The organism is Geodermatophilus poikilotrophus, assembly GCF_900111455.1.
GTDB classification, from domain to species: Bacteria; Actinomycetota; Actinomycetes; order Mycobacteriales; family Geodermatophilaceae; genus Geodermatophilus; species Geodermatophilus poikilotrophus.
This window is the reverse complement of the sequence record NZ_FOIE01000005.1, coordinates 57656-76049: the sequence shown is the minus strand read 5'-3', so window position 1 is coordinate 76049 and position 18394 is coordinate 57656. Positions and strand designations below refer to the sequence as shown.

Sequence of the window (18394 nt, the reverse complement as noted above, 5' to 3'; positions counted from 1 at the left end):
TCATGGCCTCACTCCGAAAAGGACGAATGCGGCCCACCAGTACGGATCCGAGTGGTCTGCTCTCAGCGCTTGTCGGGCCGTACCCACCGCGAGCGGCACCGAAGCCCCGCGACGCAGGGCCCCGTAGAGCTCCTGCATGAAGGCAGCGCTGATGAAGTCACCGACCGGCCACAGCGAGACCAGCACCCAACGGGCGCCGCCGAGGAGCAGCGCGCTCCCCAGCGTCGCGAGCCCCTCACCCGCACGCTCGCTGCCGAACCCGGTACGACAGGCCGCACAGACAACGAGCTCAGCATCAGTGTCCAGGTCCACCATGTCGTAGCCATGCAGGACGTCGTCCTCCCGGAAGCCGGCTAGCACGGCCGAGCCGGCTGGCGCGGCGAGCACGATGCCGCTGCGCAAAGGATTGTCGAGATCGACGATGCCATGAGCGGCGATGTGTAGGTACCGGCTACGCCGAGCCCATGAGCGCAGTTCACGCTCGGTTGCGTTCGCTCCGCACACCGCAACACCGTCCGCGCCGAAGAGCGCGGCAATCTCTTCGACCTCAGCCTGGGCGCCGGGCAGCGGAGGGAGACCCGCAAATTCGGGCGCTTCCCGCCGCACGATCGGATCGCCGAATCCAACGAATTGCGCATCGCGGGGTCGAGAGAGACGGGGTGCCCGTGGCCTAAGACCGACGGTGGCCGACGGCGTGTACTGCACCAGCTCGATGTCGTCGACCAGAGGCTCGAAGGCGATGAGCGAAAGTGGCCCCGCCGGGCTGACGACCAAGGAGCGGGCGTTTCGCATTAGCGGTGCGACCGGTCCCAACGCCGTCGTGCGCAGTTTGAGCCATGCGGCTTCGTTGCTCGCCTGAGGCGGCGATCCGACGTGGTAGGGGCCAACGGCCTTCGCCACCAGATCAGCGAGCTCGACGACGGACGGCTCGAGGATGTGGAGGTCGAGGCCGCCGGAGGTCACCGCCCACAGGTAGACTCGATCGTGAACGACGTGAAACTCCAGGAGAACCTCGCCCGAGGCGAGGGCGGCGCGAATCTCGTCTGCAGTCATGGCGGTCGCCGCCGAAGCCACCGTTGGGTGCCCGTCTAGATCCTCAACTGCCGACCGCAGCTCTTCTTCCTGGCGATTAAGCTCGGCCAGTTGCACCGGCAAGGTGCTCTGCACTTCGCGTAGATGCAACAACCTCCGGGACACCTGGCCGAGACGCTGCCGGAGCTCCCGCTCCTGCAGACGTCGCTGAGGCAGCAACGCTTCGGATGCGAAGAGTCGCTCATGGAGTTCCCGTGCTCGCGAGCCTTCCACCACGAGCAGCGCCCGGGCCACGTCCCCCGGCCCGGCGCGACGACAGAGCGCCTGAATTAGGAACGCGTGCGCATTCTGCAAGCGGGCAAACAAGGCGCCCCGGTTCTCGGTTCCACCTGCCCCCGCGAGCAACTGCTCCGCGACGCCGACGGCGTTCTCCAACAAGTCGACGGCGTTGTCCAAACGGCCTTCAGTGAGTGCGATCCGGCCTCGGCCGATCCAAGCTTCAGCATGTTGCGCGGCGACACCCCGGGCCCCGCGTAGGGACGCTACGTAGCAGTCGTCGGCCTCGCCGAGCTGACCGAGCCCATGCAGGGCGGTCGCCAGATTATGGAGCAGCGTTGGCCGGACAGTGCTGCCCCCTTCTACGGCATCCAGAAGAGACAGGGACTGCCGGTATGCCTCGGCGGCGCCCTGGTAGTTCTGGCGCTCATGCTGGATCCCACCCAGATTGCTGAGCACCTCAATCTGGCGCCACCCCGTCAGACGTTCCCGCCGTTCGAGCTCACGGTAACTTTGCTCCGCACGCGCAAGGTCCCCCTTCCGCCTGTGGACGCCGGCCAGCGCCATCGCTGCGGTCCAATGCACGTCCCCGTGCCCGTGGTTGAGGGCTTCATGGACGACGTCAGACAGGACGCGGGCGGCGTCGTCGTACCGTCCGAGCTCCTTGTAGACCAGGCCGACCTCTAGCTCACGCCGCAGCCTCGTAGCCACGTCGCTTGCAAGCCTTGCCGATGCGCGCAACGCAGAGGCCGCCTCACCGAGGTGGCCTGCGGCCCGCGCCACCTCGGCGAACCCCTCAAGGGCCTCCCCGAGTTCCCAGCTCATGGGCGCGCGCGCTCGGAGGAGGTCGACCGCCTCCTGTAGGCGCCGCCTGGCCTCCTCGGCAGCTCCGCGCGCATGCTCGAGCATCCCAAGCCGCACGAGATTCACAGCCATGGGCACAGAACTGGCCGACTGGTCACGCAGGCCATCGACGGCGCGGCGGTAGTGCTCGCCCGCAGCGTCGAGGTTGCCCTCGCTCTGGCAGATAAGTCCCAGCACCCCCTGCGCAGCCGCCTCCTGCGCAAAGGCCCCGCACGAGGCCGCCCGGTGGACTGCGGAGGTGGCTGCCGCGATTGCCCCGCCCAGGTCACCTGCGGACCACCGCAGCTGCGAGACGGTCCTGAGTACCGAGGAGGCTTCGGCAGGCGGCAACTCTCCGACTCGTGAAGAGATCTCATCAAACGCAGCCAGGGCACCCTCGAGATCACCATCCATAGTTCGCAGCGACACAAGTTCGGCCCGTCGATGCAGGACAGACTCCGAGTTCGCCGCAATCTGGAGCTCGATCTCGATGGACTCCTCAAGGTGCCGTCTTGCCGCGTGTATCCGAGCGCTGTCGGTTCGCTCCGCGCGGGACAGCAGGTGAAGCGCGGATGCCAGCTCGCGGCGCGCATCGGGCTTAGCCCGAAGCGTGTCGACGAACAGGGCAAAGCCCTGGACCGACAAGTCCGCCTCAGGCTGCAGTCGCTCGCGTAAGGCCACCGCGGACTCCATGAGGTCCTGTGCCGCTTGAAACCGGCCCGTCAGCGCGCAGACCCGCGCCAGGTGCTCATAGAGGTCCGCGACGACCGGCGAGGCCGCGGGCCCCGCAACCGTTAGAGCGCGACCGAAGGCGGCTTCCGCACGCTCGAAGTCCTGCGCGATTAAGGCCTCAAGTCCCTGGTGCTTGAGGCTTGCGACTTCCTCGTCGAACGCAGCCCGAGTGGGCTCATCGGCATCAGCCGGGCCCGTGGGATCCACAGGCGCCAGCTTGCCCGACCGGCCAGAACGCCACCAGCGTCAAACGAAAGCCAGCCACGGGGGCACAGGCCCGCACCGCAATCGATGCCTGAGCTCCACACTGCTCAGGCCGTCATGACCGCGTCCGCGGACGTCCGCCGGCGTCCGCGAAGGTGACGTCCCCGCTGGTGGTGTAAGTCCAGGTCACCGCTCGCGTGGAGAACCACGTAGAGGGGCCATCGTGTGATGGTCAGCGAGACCACGCCAATGGTTCTCGCGGAAGGACACAGCACACGATGGCCCTGGACCACTCTGCCTTGCTCGAGGTGCTCGACGCACTGAAGGCCGCCGATGTCGACGACCGAATCCGGTCGGCGACCACCAAGATCTACCAGGCTCTGATCGAGGCCGAGCTCACCGCGGTGATCGGCGCCGCCCCGCACGAGCGCACCGATGCCCGCACCACCCAGCGCAACGGCTCCCGCGCGCGGACCCTGACCACGACGGCCGGGGATCTGGAGCTGCGGATCCCCAAGCTGCGCGCCGGGTCGCTCTTCCCCTCGCTGCTCGATCGGCGCCCGCGGATCGACCAGGCGCTGTTCGCGGTGGTGATGGAGGCCTATCTGCACGGCGTGAGCACCCGCAAGGTCGATGACCTGGTGCGGGCGCTGGGCGCCGACACCGGCATCTCCAAGTCCGAGGTTAGCCGGATCTGCGCGGATCTGGATGCCGAGGTCGCCGCGTTCCGGGACCGTTCCCTGGCCGAGCAGGCCTTTCCGTACGTCTTCCTCGACGCCACCTACTGCAAGGCGCGGGTCAACCGCCGGGTGGTCTCCCAGGCGGTCGTCATCGCCACCGGCGTGGCCGCCGACGGGCACCGCGAGGTGCTCGGCTTCGCCGTCGGCGACAGCGAGGACGGCGCCTTCTGAACGGCGTTCCTGCGCTCGCTCAAGGCCCGCGGCCTGACCGGTACGCAGCTGGTCATCTCCGACGCCCACACCGGGCTGAAGGCCGCGATCGCCGCGGTCCTGCTCGGCGCCAGTTGGCAGCGCTGCCGGGTGCACTTCATGCGCAACGTCCTCGCGCGCGTCCCGAAGGGCAACGCCGAGATGGTCGCCGCCGCGATCCGGACGATCTTCGCCCAGCCCGACGCCGAGCACGTGCACGTGCACGCCCAGCTCGACGTCATCGCCGGCATGCTGGGCCGCCAGTTCCCGCAGGTCGAGGCGATGCTGCGAGAGGCCTGCGACGACCTGCTCGCGTTCACGGCCTTCCCCGTCTCGCACTGGAAAAAGATTTGGTCGACCAATCCGCTGAGGCTGAACAAGGAGATCAAGCGCCGCACCGACGTCGTCGGCGTCTTCCCCAATCCGGCCGCCCTGCTCCGGCTGGCCGGCGCGGTCCTGGTCGAGGCCCACGACGAATGACAGGTCTTCGACCGCCGCTACCTCTCCGAGGGCTCCATGACCCTGCTCAACCGGACCAACGAGGAGGTGGCGCAGCCGGCCCTGATCGCGTCATAGTCACCACATCGCTGACCGACACGGTGAGGACTACATCCACCACTCCGCGGGACGTCACCGCGAGCCGCAAGCGCAACGACTGCAGGGGTTCGAGGCCTCGGCGCTGCAAGCGTCATGCCTACCAGCCGTGTAGTTGCTCGTTGACCAGCTGAAGCGGCGGATAGCACGGTGTCACCGCCACTGCCTGGCAGCATGCGCCGCCGGAGCTCGCAGGTCGCGGCGGTGCTCCACGCCCGCTCGTGCTTTGAGCCCCTGGTTGCCGCCACGGCGAGATCGGCCCGCGGCACGCCGCGGCGCATCCTGTTTGGTCGCCCCGCTGCGCGTCGCTAAGAGCGCCCACGGGCCGTGAATGCATGAGTGTGTCCCACTCGTCGCGTGCGTCTCCGGTGCCAATGGGCCGTACGTAGGCGCTCTCCAGCACGGGCGCCGGGGAGAAGTCGCGCCGGTTGCCGGGCTGCGTCCCGGGGATGGTGTTGACCCGGAGGACGGCCTCCGAGGAACCCGACGGCCACAGGCTCACCCTTGAACCTGCGCCCACGACACCCGCGCCTGAACCGTCGAGATCATCGACGCCTGGCGGGTTGGCGATGCCAGGCGGAGCTGACGCAGCAGTCTTGCCGATGTCGGCGTCCGCATGTCCTCGATCCCCTACGGTCATTAGTCCACCCGGCTGTCGACGTGGGAGGACCGGGCGCCGAAGGGCTCGGGCGGCGAAGAGTCGGAAGGTTCTACGCACATGGCGAAGATCATCAAGTTCGACGAGGACGCCCGCCGCGCGCTCGAGCGCGGCGTGGACAAGCTCGCCGACGCGGTCAAGGTGACCCTCGGCCCGCGCGGGCGCAACGTCGTCCTCGACAAGAAGTTCGGCGCCCCGACGATCACCAACGACGGCGTGACCATCGCCCGCGAGGTCGAGCTCGAGGACCCCTACGAGAACCTCGGCGCGCAGCTGGCCAAGGACGTCGCCACCAAGACCAACGACGTCGCCGGTGACGGCACCACCACCGCCACCGTGCTGGCCCAGGCCCTGGTCCACGAGGGCCTGCGCAATGTGGCCGCCGGCGCCAACCCGATGGGCCTGGGCCGCGGCATGCGCGCCGCCGTTGACGCCGTGCACGCGGCGCTGGACGCGATCGCCATCCCGGTCGCCGACCAGGACGGGATCGCCGGCGTCGCCACCGTCTCCGCCCAGGACGCCGAGATCGGCACCCTGATAGGCGAGGCCATGGAGACGGTCGGCAAGGACGGGGTCATCACCGTCGAGGAGAGCAACACCCTCTCCACCGAGCTCGACGTCACCGAGGGCGTGCAGTTCGACAAGGGCTACCTCTCGCCCTACTTCGTCACCGACACCGAGGCCATGGAGGCCGTGCTCGAGGACGCGCTGGTCCTGCTCGTGCAGGGCAAGGTCGGCGCCCTGGCCGATCTGCTGCCGCTGCTGGAGAAGGTGCTCTCCTCCGGCGGGCGCCCGCTGCTGATCGTCGCCGAGGACGTCGAGGGCGAGGCGCTGTCCACCCTCGTCGTCAACTCCATCCGCAAGACCATCAAGGTCATCGCGGTGAAGTCGCCGTACTTCGGCCATCAACGTATGGCGTTCATGACCGACCTGGCGATCGTCACCGGCGGCCAGGTCGTCAGCGAGGACGTCGGCCTGAAGCTCGACTCGGTCGGCCCCGAGATGCTGGGCACCGCCCGCCGCGTCGTCGTCACCAAGGACGAGACGACGATCCTCGACGGTGGCGGCACCGGCGAGGCCATCGCCGACCGCGTGGCGCAGATCCGCCGCGAGATCGAGGCGACCGACTCCGACTGGGACCGCGAGAAGCTGCAGGAGCGGCTCGCGAAGCTGGCCGGCGGCATCGGTGTCATCCGCGTCGGTGCGGCCACCGAGGTCGAGATGAAGGAGAAGAAGCACCGGATCGAGGACGCCATCGCCGCCACCCGCGCGGCGGTGGAGGAGGGCGTCGTCCCCGGTGGTGGCTCCGCGCTGGTGCACGCCGCCGCGGCCATCGACGCCCTCGACCTGGCCGGTGACGAGCTGACCGGCGCCCGCGCGGTCCGCACGGCGCTGGACGCCCCGCTGGTCCGCATCGCCGAGAACGCCGGCTTCGAGGGCCGGGTCGTGGTGAGCAAGGTCCGCGAGGCCGGCGTCGGCACCGGCTTCAACGCCGCCACCGGCGAGTACGGCGACCTGGCCGCCCAGGGCGTCATCGACCCGGTCAAGGTCACCAAGGCCGCGCTCGGCAACGCCGCCTCGATCGCGGCGATGATTTTGGCCACCGACTACACGGTCATGGAGCCGGCGTCCGAAGCGGATGTGCTTGTAGGGGCCGTCGAGCGCATAGAAAGCGAGCACGCTGAGATCGCCCGACGCCAATCGAGGAGTAGGGATCTCGGGCTTACCAGCCGCCCCGGGTCGAGTGAGGAGTCCGCATCACAAGCGGGTCAACACTCCACCAAGTCGCCCATATCCTCGCCGCCGGCTCGGCGTCCCCCAGAGCCTCCCGGCTCCTCCGGCGGAGACCACGTGCCGAGGCGACACTTGGCGGTCGACCTACCGCAACGAGCGCCGGTGGGCGGGCGTTTCAGCCTCCTCGTCAGAGTAACCCTGTCCCGTCCAACTCACGGGACATCCTCGGCAATGCGATCCGTCGACATACCGCTCGAAGGGAGGATCATCACCATCACCGTCTCCGCTCCGGAGCTAACACCAGAGGGAAATCTTGATCAGGACCTACTTGTTCCGAACGCGGAGGACACGGATCCGATCCGCTTCGGTTTCATGGCGAGCCGGAGCGGATTGCACTCGGTGGTGGTGCGCGCCTTCGCGGGCGGAACGCTCGTTGGTGAACTCGCCGTCCAAATCTCCGTCGAGGCAGGCGCCGTCATCGAGGAGGGGCGAACCAGACTTGTTGAGGTTGACGCGCTCGCCGCGGAGCCTGGTGAGGTAACTCTCCAAGTAGGCCTCACAGAAGACAATCGATACAGCTTCCAACTTATCGGGGAAGCGCTCTACCCCGTCACCTTGACTCGGCGGTTGGCGGGAGATCCGACCCACGTTGTCGGTGCGCTTGTTGCGGAGTTGCGCGATATGGCAGCTCGCCGGTCCACCTTCGCCAATCCGCGACTGATCCGAAACCGGCTGGAAAACCTCGGGGCGGAGCTTTGGGCCACGGCGGTGCCAGAAGCCGTCCGTGAACAGTTTTGGGCCCAAGTGGACAACATCAAATCGCTGACTATCGTAAGCGACCGAGATGCAGTGCCATGGGAGTTGCTCTTCGCGGTGGATGGTAGCAACGACCTTGGGTTCCTCGTGGAGCGGTTCCCAGTTGTCCGCCGAGTTTATGGTCAGCGTCGGGCTCGCAATCTATCGCTTCAGAGTGCTGCCTACATTGTCCCAGCGGGATCGCCGAGCGATGCGCTAGAAGAAGTTCGTACTGTTCGCGCCCACCTGGGGGAAGACGTGACCGATCTGGGGACGGTGCAGCGCCTCGACCAGATGCTCCATCTGCTCGAATCTTCACCCGGGCTTCTCCACTTCGCCTGCCACAATCAGTTCTCGAGCAGTGATGGGTCGGTCCTAAACATGGGTGATGGACCTTTCCGTCCGAGCGACCTCGCCAAAGCAGTGCAGAAGCGGGGGTTGGCTGATGCCCATCCGTTGGTGTTCTTTAATGCCTGCAGGACAGCGGGCGAGATCTCAGGCTTGTTTCAGACGATGGGATGGGCAAAGCAGTTCATTGGCGCTGGAGCGGGGGCCTTCATAGGCTCTCACTGGGCGGTCCGTTCGAACTCCGCGAGAGGATTCGCCGATGCCTTCTACCAAGCCTTCTATAAGGACGGACTAGCCCTGGGTTCGGCGTCACTAAAGGCCCGTCAAGATGTCATCGGAGACGGAGGAGACCCGACATGGCTTGCTTACACGATCTATGGCAATCCTGCTGCAACGAGAGGTTAGTGCTTCGAGACCCAGTATTCGTTGTCCATGGTGCAGGGAACCGAGACGCCGATGGGTTCCGTAAGGCCGTCGGGCAACTTGGTGAGCAAGTATCCATGGGAGTTCGACCGCTAGGACGGCTCAGTGTCGGTGGCGGGAGTCGCAGCGAGATGGAATGCAGGGCACGTAGCGAGGGGGGTCCTCGTCGCTGAAGACGTCGCTGCCTGCTACCTTCAGCCGCACCAGGTTTCTGGGCTGAGTACGCAGGCGTTGAGCGCAGGAGTGATGCCCGCGTTCCGCAGTTGCCTCGGTGTTCTGGGCGGCATGAGGTTGGCCTCCTGCTAGACAGGGAGCTCGGTGCGTTGGCGGAAGGTGCCGGCTGGGCCGGGGAAGGTGCCCACGTGCAGCCGCTGAGATCGCCGAGCGGATACGCCTCCTGCACGTCGGACAAACAACCAACCATTATCCGGACTGTCCAACCATCCACCCACTGCGCCTCGTATGGCCGCAATAGCCAGCGATTGGAGGATCGCCAATCGGCTCTCACTGAGAGACCTCACCCCTCTACCAGAGAACGGCACGCATGCTACCAATAGAGGTAGTCCGGGCCCCGCTTCGCGGGGCCCACTGCCGTTTCTGGGGGTGGCGTGTTGGTCATTGTTGGACGGCGTTGACGAATGCACGGCGGCATGAAGATCTACGCCGGCGCGCCAGCGGCGGCACGCCAATACGTGGAGTTCGACCGCGGCCGGGTCGATGACTACTACCTGACCGAGGGCGCTGGAATCGCCCGCCGCTACACGGCCGCCGGCGGGTGGGTGCAAGAGTTGGCACCGCTGGCCGGGGATGGCTACGAGGCGTGGGTGGCCGGCCTGGATCCCGACACCGGGATGGCCCGGGGGCGGCTGCGCACCGACGAGCGGGCGGTGCGGTTCGTCGAGGTGGTGGTCAACGGCCCGAAGTCGTGGTCGCTGGCCGCCGCCCTGCACCCGGACATCGCCGCCGCATACGACGCCGCCCAGGACCGCGCCGCCACCCAGATCATCGGCTGGCTGGCCGGGCACGCGACCACCCGAGTCGGGCCGCGCGGCGGGCAGGTGCAGGTGCCGGTCGAGCGCCTGGAGGCGGTGATGGTGCGGCACTACACCTCCCGAGCCGGAGATCCGCACCGACATCTGCACCTGCAGGTGGGCGCCCGGGTGTTCGCGGCCGGCCGCTGGCGGGGGCTACACACCGTGGGCGTACGCGACTTCCTCGGCGCGATTAACGGCATCGGACACGCCGCGGTGGCTACCGACCCGCAGTTCCGGGCCGCGCTGGCCGCACACGGCTACACCCTGGACGGCACTGGAGAAATACTGGAGATCGCCGAGTACGTGGGTGTGTTCAGTTCCCGGGCGGCGCAGATCGGCCGCAACCTGAACCGCTACGAGCGGGAGTGGACGGCCGCGCACCCCGGTGAGGTCCCGGGCCCGTCCCTGCGGCGCGCGTGGGATGCACGGGCGTGGGCCCAGGGCCGACCGGACAAGGTCACCCCGCAACCGGGCACCGACCTCACCGACCGGTGGGTGACCGAACTGGCCGCCCTGGATTACCGCGCCCCCGAGCGACCCGTCGCCCTGAGCCCCACGCCCATCGGCGGGCTGGACCGGGACGGGGCGGTCGAGCGTGTGCTGGCCCGTCTCGCGGCCGCCCGCTCAGCATGGAACGCCGCCGATGTCCGCGGCGAGGTCGAGCAGCTGATCGCCGCCGAGAGCATCGTCGTCGACGCCTGCGCGCGCACCGAGTTGGCCGAGGACCTCACCGCCCGCGCAATGGCGCGGTGTGTGTCGCTGCTGGAACAGGCGGGAGTTGCCGAACACATCCGGGCGTGGACCTCCCAGCCGGTGCTCGACGTCGAGGCCGACCTGACCGACCGGTTGGCCGCTCGGAGCAGGACCGTCGCCGCTGACGTGGACGGGCCGACGCTGCCGGATGCCGTACGCGGACGGCTGGATGCGGGGCAGGCGGCGGCGGTCACCGCGCTGGCCGGCGACCAGCCCCTGGTCGTTGTCGAGGGCGCGGCCGGCGCGGGCAAGACCACCGCCCTGGCCGCCACCCGACAGCTGCTCGAGGCGGATGGGCGCCACCTGGTGGTTGTCACCCCGACGCTGAAGGCAGCCAAGGTCGCCGCTGCCGAGGTCGGTACCGCCACGGCCTCGGCGGCGTGGCTGGCCTTTCAGCACGGCTGGCGCTGGAATGACGACGGTGCCTGGACCCGGCTGACCTCCGGCCAGACCGACCCGGTCACCGGAGTGCCCTACGCCGGCCCGCAGGAGACGGCGCAGCTAACCGCGGGGGACCTGCTCGTCGTCGACGAGGCCGGGATGCTCGACCAGGACACCGCCCGGGCGCTGCTGACCGTCGCCGACGAGGCCGGAGCCCGGTTGGCGCTGCTGGGTGACCGCAACCAGCTCGCCGCGGTAGGCCGTGGCGGCGTGCTCGATCTCGCCGCCGGGCAGGTCGACCCGACAGCCCACCTGGTGCTCGACGGGGTCCACCGCTTCGTCCGCACCGACCAGACCGGACGGACGGCGCCGGACGTGGAATACGCCGAGTTGTCCTTGGCCATGCGCACCGGCGAGGACCCGGGCGCGGTCTTCAACGCGCTCATGGCCCGCGGCCACATCCGGCTGCACGCCGATTCCGCTGCGCTGCAGGCGGCGCTGGCCGCGATGACCGCCGCACATCACCGTGATAGCGAGCGGGTGGCCGTGGTGGTCGACACCCGCGAGCAGGCCGCCGAGCTAGGCGCCGCCATCCGGGACCGGCTGGTCGCCGACGGCCGCGTCGACGATGCTCAGGTCGCGGTCACCGACGCCGGGCAGCGCATCGGGGCCGGGGACCGGATCGCGACCCGCCGAAACGATCGCGACCTCGGAGTAGCCAACCGCGACGTCTGGACCGTCACCGCGATCGGCCACGGCGGGGATCTGGCCGTCATCCCGGCCGATGTCACCCCGACCGACGCCGTCCCGTCCGGTGTCACCCCAGCAGGGGAGCGGGTGCTGCCCGCTCGCTATGTCACCTTGCACGTGGAGCTCGCCTACGCCAGTACCGCGCACGGCGCGCAGGGCGACACCGTCGCTGCGGCGCACCTGGTGGTCGGCGAGCACACTGGCGCGGCGGCCGCCTATGTCGGGATGACCCGCGGCCGCACCGCCAACACCGCCCACCTGATCACCACCGACCCAGCCGACGCACGCGAGCAGTGGATCGCCGTGTTCAGCTGCGACCGGACTGACCTCGGCCCCGGCCACGCCGCGCAGCTCGCCGCCGCCGAGGCGGCCCGCTACGCCGCACCTCGCCCGCTCGGGCAGCTGCTGGCCGACCTGCACGCGGCCTGGACGGTCGAGCGGCGCTGTCTCGACCGGCTGGCCGTCTTGGAGCCGTGGTGCGACGTGCTCCGCCAGGCCGTGGCGCTGGAGGCGCCCCGCGCCGGCGAGTCGGCCCGGCTGGAGGACCGGTCCCGGCACGTAGCTCACGCCGCTCAGCGAGCCACGCAGCGGGTGCAGGCCGCCGACACTCTCCTCGCCGAGCAGGCCGACCGCATCCGCGACGGCCTGCTAGCCGCCTGGGACGCCGAGCGCGGCACCGCCCGCGCTGCAGCCCGGCTGGTACTCGATGGGCCCGGCTGGTGGGGTCTCAAGCGCGCGCCCGTCGCTCGGGCCGGTGAGCAGCTGGCCGGTTGGGCCGACCGGTGGCGCCCGCATCTGCCCGGACTGCCCACCGACGTGAAGCAGCTCGCGCGGGTGGCTGACCGGGGCGACGACCGGCCCGCGCTGTGGCGGTCATTTGACGCCGTCGCCCGCCGGGCCACCGAACAGCAGCATCCAGGGCACGCTGGGCTGCATACCGCCGCCAAGGCCGCCCGGCAAGCCGATGAACAGGCCCAAGCTGCCTTGGCCGAGGCGCAGCGCCACCGCGCTGAGCGGCTCGACCCGCTCGGGCCGCTGGCCTGGGCACCCGACCCGGCCGGGCGGCTGACTGCCCTCGAGCGCTCAGTTACCACCACCCGGCACGAGCTGGCTGCCGCCCGGGCCCGCATCGCCGACCTGCAGGCCGACCCCGCGTTCGCAGGCCAGGCGCCCGACCGGCGCACCGCCGCCCGCGACGCCTGGCGCGACCGCTACGACACCGAGCAGCACCAGCGCCGAGCCGCCACGCCGGGATCGACCGGCTACCCCACACCTGTCCCGCGGCCCGGGTGCGAGCGCCACGGGCCACGGGCCGCGCGGGATGTCACCCCGAGCCTCGGTTGGTGAGTGGGGTCGCTTCCCGGCGTGCTGCCGGGCGGGGCGGGCGGGCACTGCAGGAGAAGTGAGGAACAACTGAAGGATCCGCAGACCTCCGGCAGGTGCCTGCCGGAGGTCGGCCTCCCGCCGGACGCCACCACCGAGCACCGGCCCCGACGGCGGGCCGTCACATCGGCGGCTCCCACCTGCCCAATCACCGGCCACAGAGACGCACCGGAGGAAAACAGGAGGTCGACCGGGAGAAGTTGGCTGTGAGCTGTCACCAATGGCCGGAAAACGACGCCTTCTACAGGTGGACAGCCCGCCAGGACCCGCCCAGCCCTCGGAGACAGCCATGCCCGACCAGACCCCCGGCCCCGATCACACCGCCGAGCTGCTCACCATCGCCGAAGCCGCCCTGCTGCTGCGAGCTCCGGTCGCCACCTTGCGGTACTGGCGCCACCTGGGCACCGGCCCGCACAGCTTCCGGCTCGGCCGCCGCGTCCTCTACCGCCGCGACGACCTGCACGCCTGGATCGATGCACAGCGCGATGAAGGCGTGGCTGAACGGGACCCTGCTCCAGAGGCGCAGATCGACGTCGGAGTCGGACCGCGGACTCTCGTGCCAGGTTCTCGACCGCGCAAGGCTGGGCGCGCTTCGACGCGGACCGAGGCGTCCTACCGGCGTGCGACCAGTCCAGAGGGGTGAGCGATGGCATACAAGCGTGGGGACAAGTGGGTCGGCTTCTATCGCGACGTCGCCGGCAAGCAGCACACGAACGGGAACTTCCACCGCAAGCGGGATGCCGACCTGTGGGAGCAGGAGCAGAAGGCGGCGATCAGGAACGACACCTGGGTCGACCCGGGTCGGTCGAGGATGACGGTGGGGCAGTGGTCCGAGACCTGGATGGCCGGCCGGGTCCACCTCAAGCCCAAGACCTTGTCGTCCTACCGGTCACTGCTGGCCACCCGTGTCCTCCCGACCTGGGACACGGTCCCGCTGATCAAGGTCAGGCATTCCGACGTCGTCGCCTGGGTGGCCGCGATGCGCGCGGAACTGTCGGCGTCCAGAACCCGGCAGGCCTACCACCTGCTGTCCTCGATGCTGGACGACGCGGTGAGGGACAACCGGCTGGCGCGGAACCCGGCCACCGGTGTCGGCCTGCCCCGCCTTCCTAGGTCCGATCGCCGCTACCTCACCCACCAGCAGCTCGCCGACCTCGCCGACGGCTGCGGCCCGCATCGCCTGATGGTCCTGGTGGCCGGTTACACCGGTCTGCGTTGGGGAGAGCTGACCGGCCTGCGCGTGCGCCGCGTGCAGCCGCTCAGAGGGCGCATCGACGTGGTCGAGGCGGTCACCGAGGTCGACGGAGAGATGGTCTTCGGTACGCCGAAGACACATCAGCACCGGTCGGTGGTGGTGCCCCGCTTCCTTCGGGAGGACCTCGGCCGCCAGCTCACCGGGAAGGCGCCGACCGACCTGGTCTTCGCCTCCCGGGCCGGCACCCCGCTGCGGGTCCAGAACTTCCGCCGCGACTGGTTCGACCGGGCGGCCGATGACGCCGGCCTCTCGGGCCTCACTCCGCACGAGCTCCGGCACACCGCCGCATCCCTCGCCATCGCCTCCGGCGCGTCGGTGAAGGGCGTGCACTCGATGCTGGGCCACGCCTCAGCGCAGATGACGCTGGACCGGTACGGCCACCTGTTCCCCGACGAGCTGGACGCGGTCGCCGACCGCTTGGATGCCGCTCGTGCTGACCAGGTGCTGACCGAACCCCAGTCTGACGCCCCTGTGGCCCGCCTCCGGCGCGCGGACTAGCCGCTGACCAGCACCTTTGTGGTGCCCCCGGCAGGATTCGAACCTGCGACACACGGTTTAGGAAACCGATGCTCTATCCCCTGAGCTACGGGGGCTCGTCGACGCGGGGCCGACCGGGGCGTACCGGTCGAGGTTAGCGGGCGGGCCGCTGGACCCCGCCCCCGGCGCTCCGAGGTGGCTACCGTCGTCCCCGTGGTCGTCCTGCTGGTCGAGCTGGTGGTCCTGCTGGCGCTCGTCGGCCTGCTGCTCTACGCCCTGGGTGTCTGGTCCACCCGACCGGCCGTCCCCCCGGCCGCCGGCCGCCGGCAGCTCACCGGCCCGCAGGCCCGGCTCGCCGACGCGGTCGCCCGTGCCCGCTGGGCGCCGGCGCACGACGAGGTCGACGGGCGGACGCGCGTGCTGCTGCGACGCTCCTACGCCGGGCCCGACGGGCTGCCGGTCGTGCTCGAGGACCGCGTCTACACGGCCTTCCCGTCGGATGACCCGGCCTGGGAGGCCAGGTTCACCGAGGCGATGGCCGGCGCCCGGTTCCGGTGCTCGTACCTCAACGCGGAGGACTCCGCGAGCTGACCGGCTCTGCGGGCGGCCTCCTCGACCAGCCGGACGATCGTCCGCGGCCGGTCGGACTGGGGTGCGTGCCCGGCCCGCAGCAGCGGCCGGAACCGGGATCCCGGGACCAGCGGCAGGTAGCGCACCGTCTGCCCCGACGCGACCCAGTCGACGACCCCCTGCACGAGGGTGACCGGGCAGTCGATGCGGTCCAGGCCACGCGGGACGTCGAGCAGCAGCCCCCACAGCAGGGTGCGCCAGAAGTCCCGGGAGTCGGCGAAGCCCTCCCGCGCGCCGATCGCCTCCTCGGGGGACGTCGACCACGCGCGGGCCTTCAGCGGCGCGAGCAGGGTGACGCGGCCCGGCGCCGACCGCGACAGCGGCTCGATGAGCGGTGCTGTGGTGCGCGTGACGACCCGGGCCAGGGCCATGCCGGTTCCCTGGAACGCCCGCTCCAGGGGCACGTTGAGCCCCGACGGCGCGATCGCGACGACCGACCGCGCGCGGCCGCGGACGGCCAGCTCGAGCGCGACGCGGGCGCCGAGCGAGTTGCCGAGCACGTGCACCGCGCCGACGCCCTCCGCGTCGAGGGTCGCCTCGACCGCGTCGGCGATGGCGGCGACCCTGGGCCGCCGCTTCAGCACCGGGGACCGCCCCACGCCCGGCAGGTCGACGTTCAGGACGTCGAAGCGCTCGGCGAGCTGGTCGGCGACGGCGGTGAAGTCGCGCCGTGAGCTGCCCATGCCGTGCAGCAGCAACAGCGGTTCGCCGGAGCCGGCGCGGGTCATCGAGAGCGGGACGGTCACCCGCCCGTCGTACCCGGCGTGCGCGCCGGGCCGACCGTGAGTCCGCTCACGCCGGGCCGCGACCCGCGCCGACCGGGGTGGCCCCGGGGGAGCCCACCCGGGACAGCGCCGTCGACAGCGCGATGGCCACCACGATGCCGATCAGCGGCGGGATGCCGATGCCTAACAGGCCGCTGAGCCAGGCGAGGAACGCGGCCACCGCGTAGGCGAGGAGGTTCGGCCACCGGACCGCGGGCGCGGCGGTGCCGGCGGGGATGCCGCGCCGCCGCCAGCGGGCGAGGAAGTCGCCGATGATGACACCGCCCAGCGGGGGGATGAACGTGCCGAGCAGCCCCAGGTACTCGACCAGGTGGTTCTGCACGCCGGTGAGCGCGAGCGCGGTGCCGATCACCGCACCGCCGATCACGAACGGGCCCTTGCTGGGACGGTCGAACAGCTCGGCCCCGGCGACCCCGAACGCGTAGGCGGTGTCGGCGTTGCTCTTCCAGAGGTTGCCGAACAGCAGCACCAGACCCCAGCCGACCAGCCCGAGCTGGTACAGCACGAGGACGAAGTCGCCCTCGCCGAAGGTCAGCGCCCCGATCGCGCCGAAGAAGACCATGAGCCCGTTGCCGACGAGGAAGCCGATGACACAGGCCCAGACCGCGTGCGAGCCACGCCGGGCGAACCGGGTCCAGTTGGGTGCCTGGGTGCCGGCGGACACGAACGTGCCGACGACGGTGGTGATCGCGACGGCGACGGCGATCGACGCCGTCGGCCGGACGCCGGTCAGCCCGTCCAGGCCGCCGACCTCCTGCAGCGACCGGCCGACCACCCAGAACGCCAGGACGAGGATCAGCGGGGTGGAGACCAGCGACACCCAGTACATGCCGCGGTAGCCCCAGTAGGCGGTGGCGCACATCAGCACGCTGGTGACGACCATGACCGCCGCCCGGGCGCCGTAGGAGCGCCAGTCCAGCGCCTCGGCGGTCAGGTCGCCGATGGTGCCGACGACGACGCCGTACCAGCCGATCTGCGTGCCGCCCAGCAGGATCGAGGCCAGCTTCGCGCCCCGCGTGCCCAGCGTGTAGCGCGCCATGACCACGGTGGTGAGCCCGGTCCGCGCGCCGACCCAGCCCATCACGGCCACGTAGGCGCCGAGGATCAGGGAGCCGGCGAGGATGACGAGCACCAGGTCGCCGAAGGCGAACGCCGGCCCCAGCGTCGCGCCGGCCAGCATCGTCGGGGTGAAGACGGTGAAGCCGAGGAGGACCACGGCGATCGAGAAGAACGACTTCCGCGCGTGCGCCGGGACCGGCGTGACCGGGTAGTCCGGGTCGACGACCTCCGCGTCGCGGACCGTCGGAGCCGGGTGCCCGGGCGCGGTCACGACTCCTCCCCGATGTCCTCGAGCCACAGCTCCGGCCGCTCGGCCAGCATCCGCTCCATGAGCGCGAGGCAGTCCGGGTCGTCCAGCACGTCGACCTGCACGCCGCGCGACCGGAGCAGCTCCTCGGAGACCTGGAAGCTGCGGTTCTCCCCGACGACGATGCGCGGGATGTCGTAGAGCAGCGCCGTCCCCGCGCACATGAGGCAGGGGGAGAGGGTCGTGTAGAGGACGCTGCGGCGGTAGACCGACGCCGGGAGCCGGCCGGCCTGCTCGATGCAGTCGGTCTCCCCGTGCCGGATGGCGCTGGCCATCTGCACGCGTCGGTTGCGGCCGACGGCCAGCACCCGGTCGCCGTCGACCAGCGCCGCCCCGATCGGGACGCCGCCCTCCTCCCACCCGATGCGCGCCTGCTCGACGGCGAGACCGAGGAGGAACCGGTCGCGCTCCTCGGGGGTCAGGTCCGACGGGACGCTCGGCAGCGGCGGTGTGGTCACGGCTCCTCCTGGGGCGGGACGGCGGCGGTGCGATTCTGCAGGTCGGCCGGGCCGCAGCAGCACCGGCGTCGGGCCGCGGTGCGGACGGCGGCAGGATGGGGGCCATGGGTCAGGTCGTCGCCACCGCGGAACGGGTCGTCACGGCGCCGGTGGACCGGGTGCGGTCCGCTCTCGCCGACTACGAGGGCGTGCGCCCCCGGGTGCTCCCCGAGCAGTTCACCGGCTACCGGGTCGAGGCCGGCGGCCAGGGCGCGGGCACCCGCGTCGCCTGGCGGTTCGCCGCAACTTCCAAGCGGGTGCGCGACCAGCTGGTGGAGGTCAGCCAGCCCGACGCCGACACCCTGGTCGAGAACGACACCCGCTCGTCGATGGTGACCACCTGGACGCTGCACCCCGCCGACGCCGGGCTGACCACCGTCCGCGTGCGCACCACCTGGAACGGCGCCGGTGGCATCGGCGGCTTCTTCGAGCGCACGTTCGCACCCAAGGGGCTGCGCCGCGTGTACGACGACCTGCTGCGCCGGCTGGACCGAGAGGTCGCCACCTCCTGAGGT

Annotated in this window: 9 protein-coding genes, 1 tRNA gene and 2 pseudogenes; 7 read left to right on the top strand and 5 right to left on the bottom strand. The window is 70.4% G+C overall.

From position 1 onward, the window contains the following. Positions 1–3090 (bottom strand): CHAT domain-containing tetratricopeptide repeat protein, encoded by a 3090-nt coding sequence (locus BMW27_RS12375; protein WP_091444499.1) that lies wholly within the window; start codon positions 3088–3090, stop codon positions 1–3. A 275-nt stretch (positions 3091–3365) separates the two neighbouring features. Between BMW27_RS12375 and BMW27_RS12370 the strand changes: the two are divergent. The 5 genes and pseudogenes from BMW27_RS12370 (at position 3366) to BMW27_RS12350 (ending at position 14622) form a co-directional block, all read left to right on the top strand. After that, positions 3366–4592, top strand: a pseudogene (locus tag BMW27_RS12370) (IS256 family transposase). Between the two features lie 736 nt (positions 4593–5328). After that, positions 5329–8550, top strand: a complete 3222-nt coding sequence (gene groL / locus BMW27_RS24600) for a chaperonin GroEL (RefSeq protein WP_091444496.1) — start codon at positions 5329–5331, stop codon at positions 8548–8550. Positions 8551–9218: 668 nt separating this feature from the next. Next, positions 9219–12833 carry a MobF family relaxase gene (mobF, locus tag BMW27_RS12360; RefSeq protein WP_245743520.1) on the top strand — a complete coding sequence of 1205 codons (3615 nt, stop codon included), beginning with the start codon at positions 9219–9221 and terminating at the stop codon, positions 12831–12833. Between the two features lie 325 nt (positions 12834–13158). Next, positions 13159–13359 (top strand): annotated as a pseudogene (locus BMW27_RS24045) (helix-turn-helix domain-containing protein); the annotation flags it as partial. A 156-nt stretch (positions 13360–13515) separates the two neighbouring features. Then, entirely contained in the window at positions 13516–14622 is a 1107-nt protein-coding gene (locus BMW27_RS12350) for a tyrosine-type recombinase/integrase (RefSeq protein WP_091444487.1), read from the top strand. Between the two features lie 19 nt (positions 14623–14641). Here BMW27_RS12350 and BMW27_RS12345 read toward each other — a convergent pair. Then, positions 14642–14717, bottom strand: a tRNA-Arg gene (locus BMW27_RS12345). 97 nt (positions 14718–14814) lie between these two features. On the opposite strand from BMW27_RS12345, the gene BMW27_RS12340 reads away from it, so the two are divergent. Further along, complete coding sequence (locus BMW27_RS12340; RefSeq protein ID WP_091444485.1) at positions 14815–15192, top strand: hypothetical protein; 378 nt, start codon at positions 14815–14817, stop codon at positions 15190–15192. On the opposite strand, the gene BMW27_RS12335 is transcribed toward BMW27_RS12340, so the two are convergent. Genes BMW27_RS12335 through BMW27_RS12325 form a run of 3 tightly spaced genes read right to left on the bottom strand, consistent with a single transcriptional unit; the run spans position 15081 to position 17840 of the window. After that, positions 15081–15977 (bottom strand): alpha/beta fold hydrolase, encoded by an 897-nt coding sequence (locus tag BMW27_RS12335; RefSeq protein WP_217638141.1) that lies wholly within the window; start codon positions 15975–15977, stop codon positions 15081–15083. The genes BMW27_RS12340 and BMW27_RS12335 overlap by 112 nt on opposite strands. Before the next feature lie 46 nt (positions 15978–16023). Then, the gene (gene codB / locus BMW27_RS12330) at positions 16024–17346 is read right to left on the bottom strand and encodes a cytosine permease (RefSeq protein ID WP_091444482.1); all 1323 of its coding nucleotides are present in this window, start codon (positions 17344–17346) and stop codon (positions 16024–16026) included. Beyond that, positions 17343–17840 carry a nucleoside deaminase gene (locus tag BMW27_RS12325; RefSeq protein WP_217638140.1) on the bottom strand — a complete coding sequence of 166 codons (498 nt, stop codon included), beginning with the start codon at positions 17838–17840 and terminating at the stop codon, positions 17343–17345. The genes codB and BMW27_RS12325 overlap by 4 nt, the downstream gene beginning before the upstream one ends. A 104-nt stretch (positions 17841–17944) precedes the next feature. On the opposite strand from BMW27_RS12325, the gene BMW27_RS12320 reads away from it, so the two are divergent. After that, positions 17945–18391 carry an SRPBCC family protein gene (locus tag BMW27_RS12320; RefSeq protein WP_091444479.1) on the top strand — a complete coding sequence of 149 codons (447 nt, stop codon included), beginning with the start codon at positions 17945–17947 and terminating at the stop codon, positions 18389–18391. The last annotated feature ends 3 nt before the right edge of the window (positions 18392–18394 follow it).

Bases quoted from the DNA above. Each gene is read 5' to 3' on its own strand.
- groL (WP_091444496.1), top strand. From the start codon at position 5,329: ATGGCGAAGATCATCAAGTTCGACGAGGACGCCCGCCGCGCGCTCGAG.
- mobF (WP_245743520.1), top strand. From the start codon at position 9,219: ATGAAGATCTACGCCGGCGCGCCAGCGGCGGCACGCCAATACGTGGAG.
- BMW27_RS12350 (WP_091444487.1), top strand. From the start codon at position 13,516: ATGGCATACAAGCGTGGGGACAAGTGGGTCGGCTTCTATCGCGACGTC.
- BMW27_RS12320 (WP_091444479.1), top strand. From the start codon at position 17,945: ATGGGTCAGGTCGTCGCCACCGCGGAACGGGTCGTCACGGCGCCGGTG.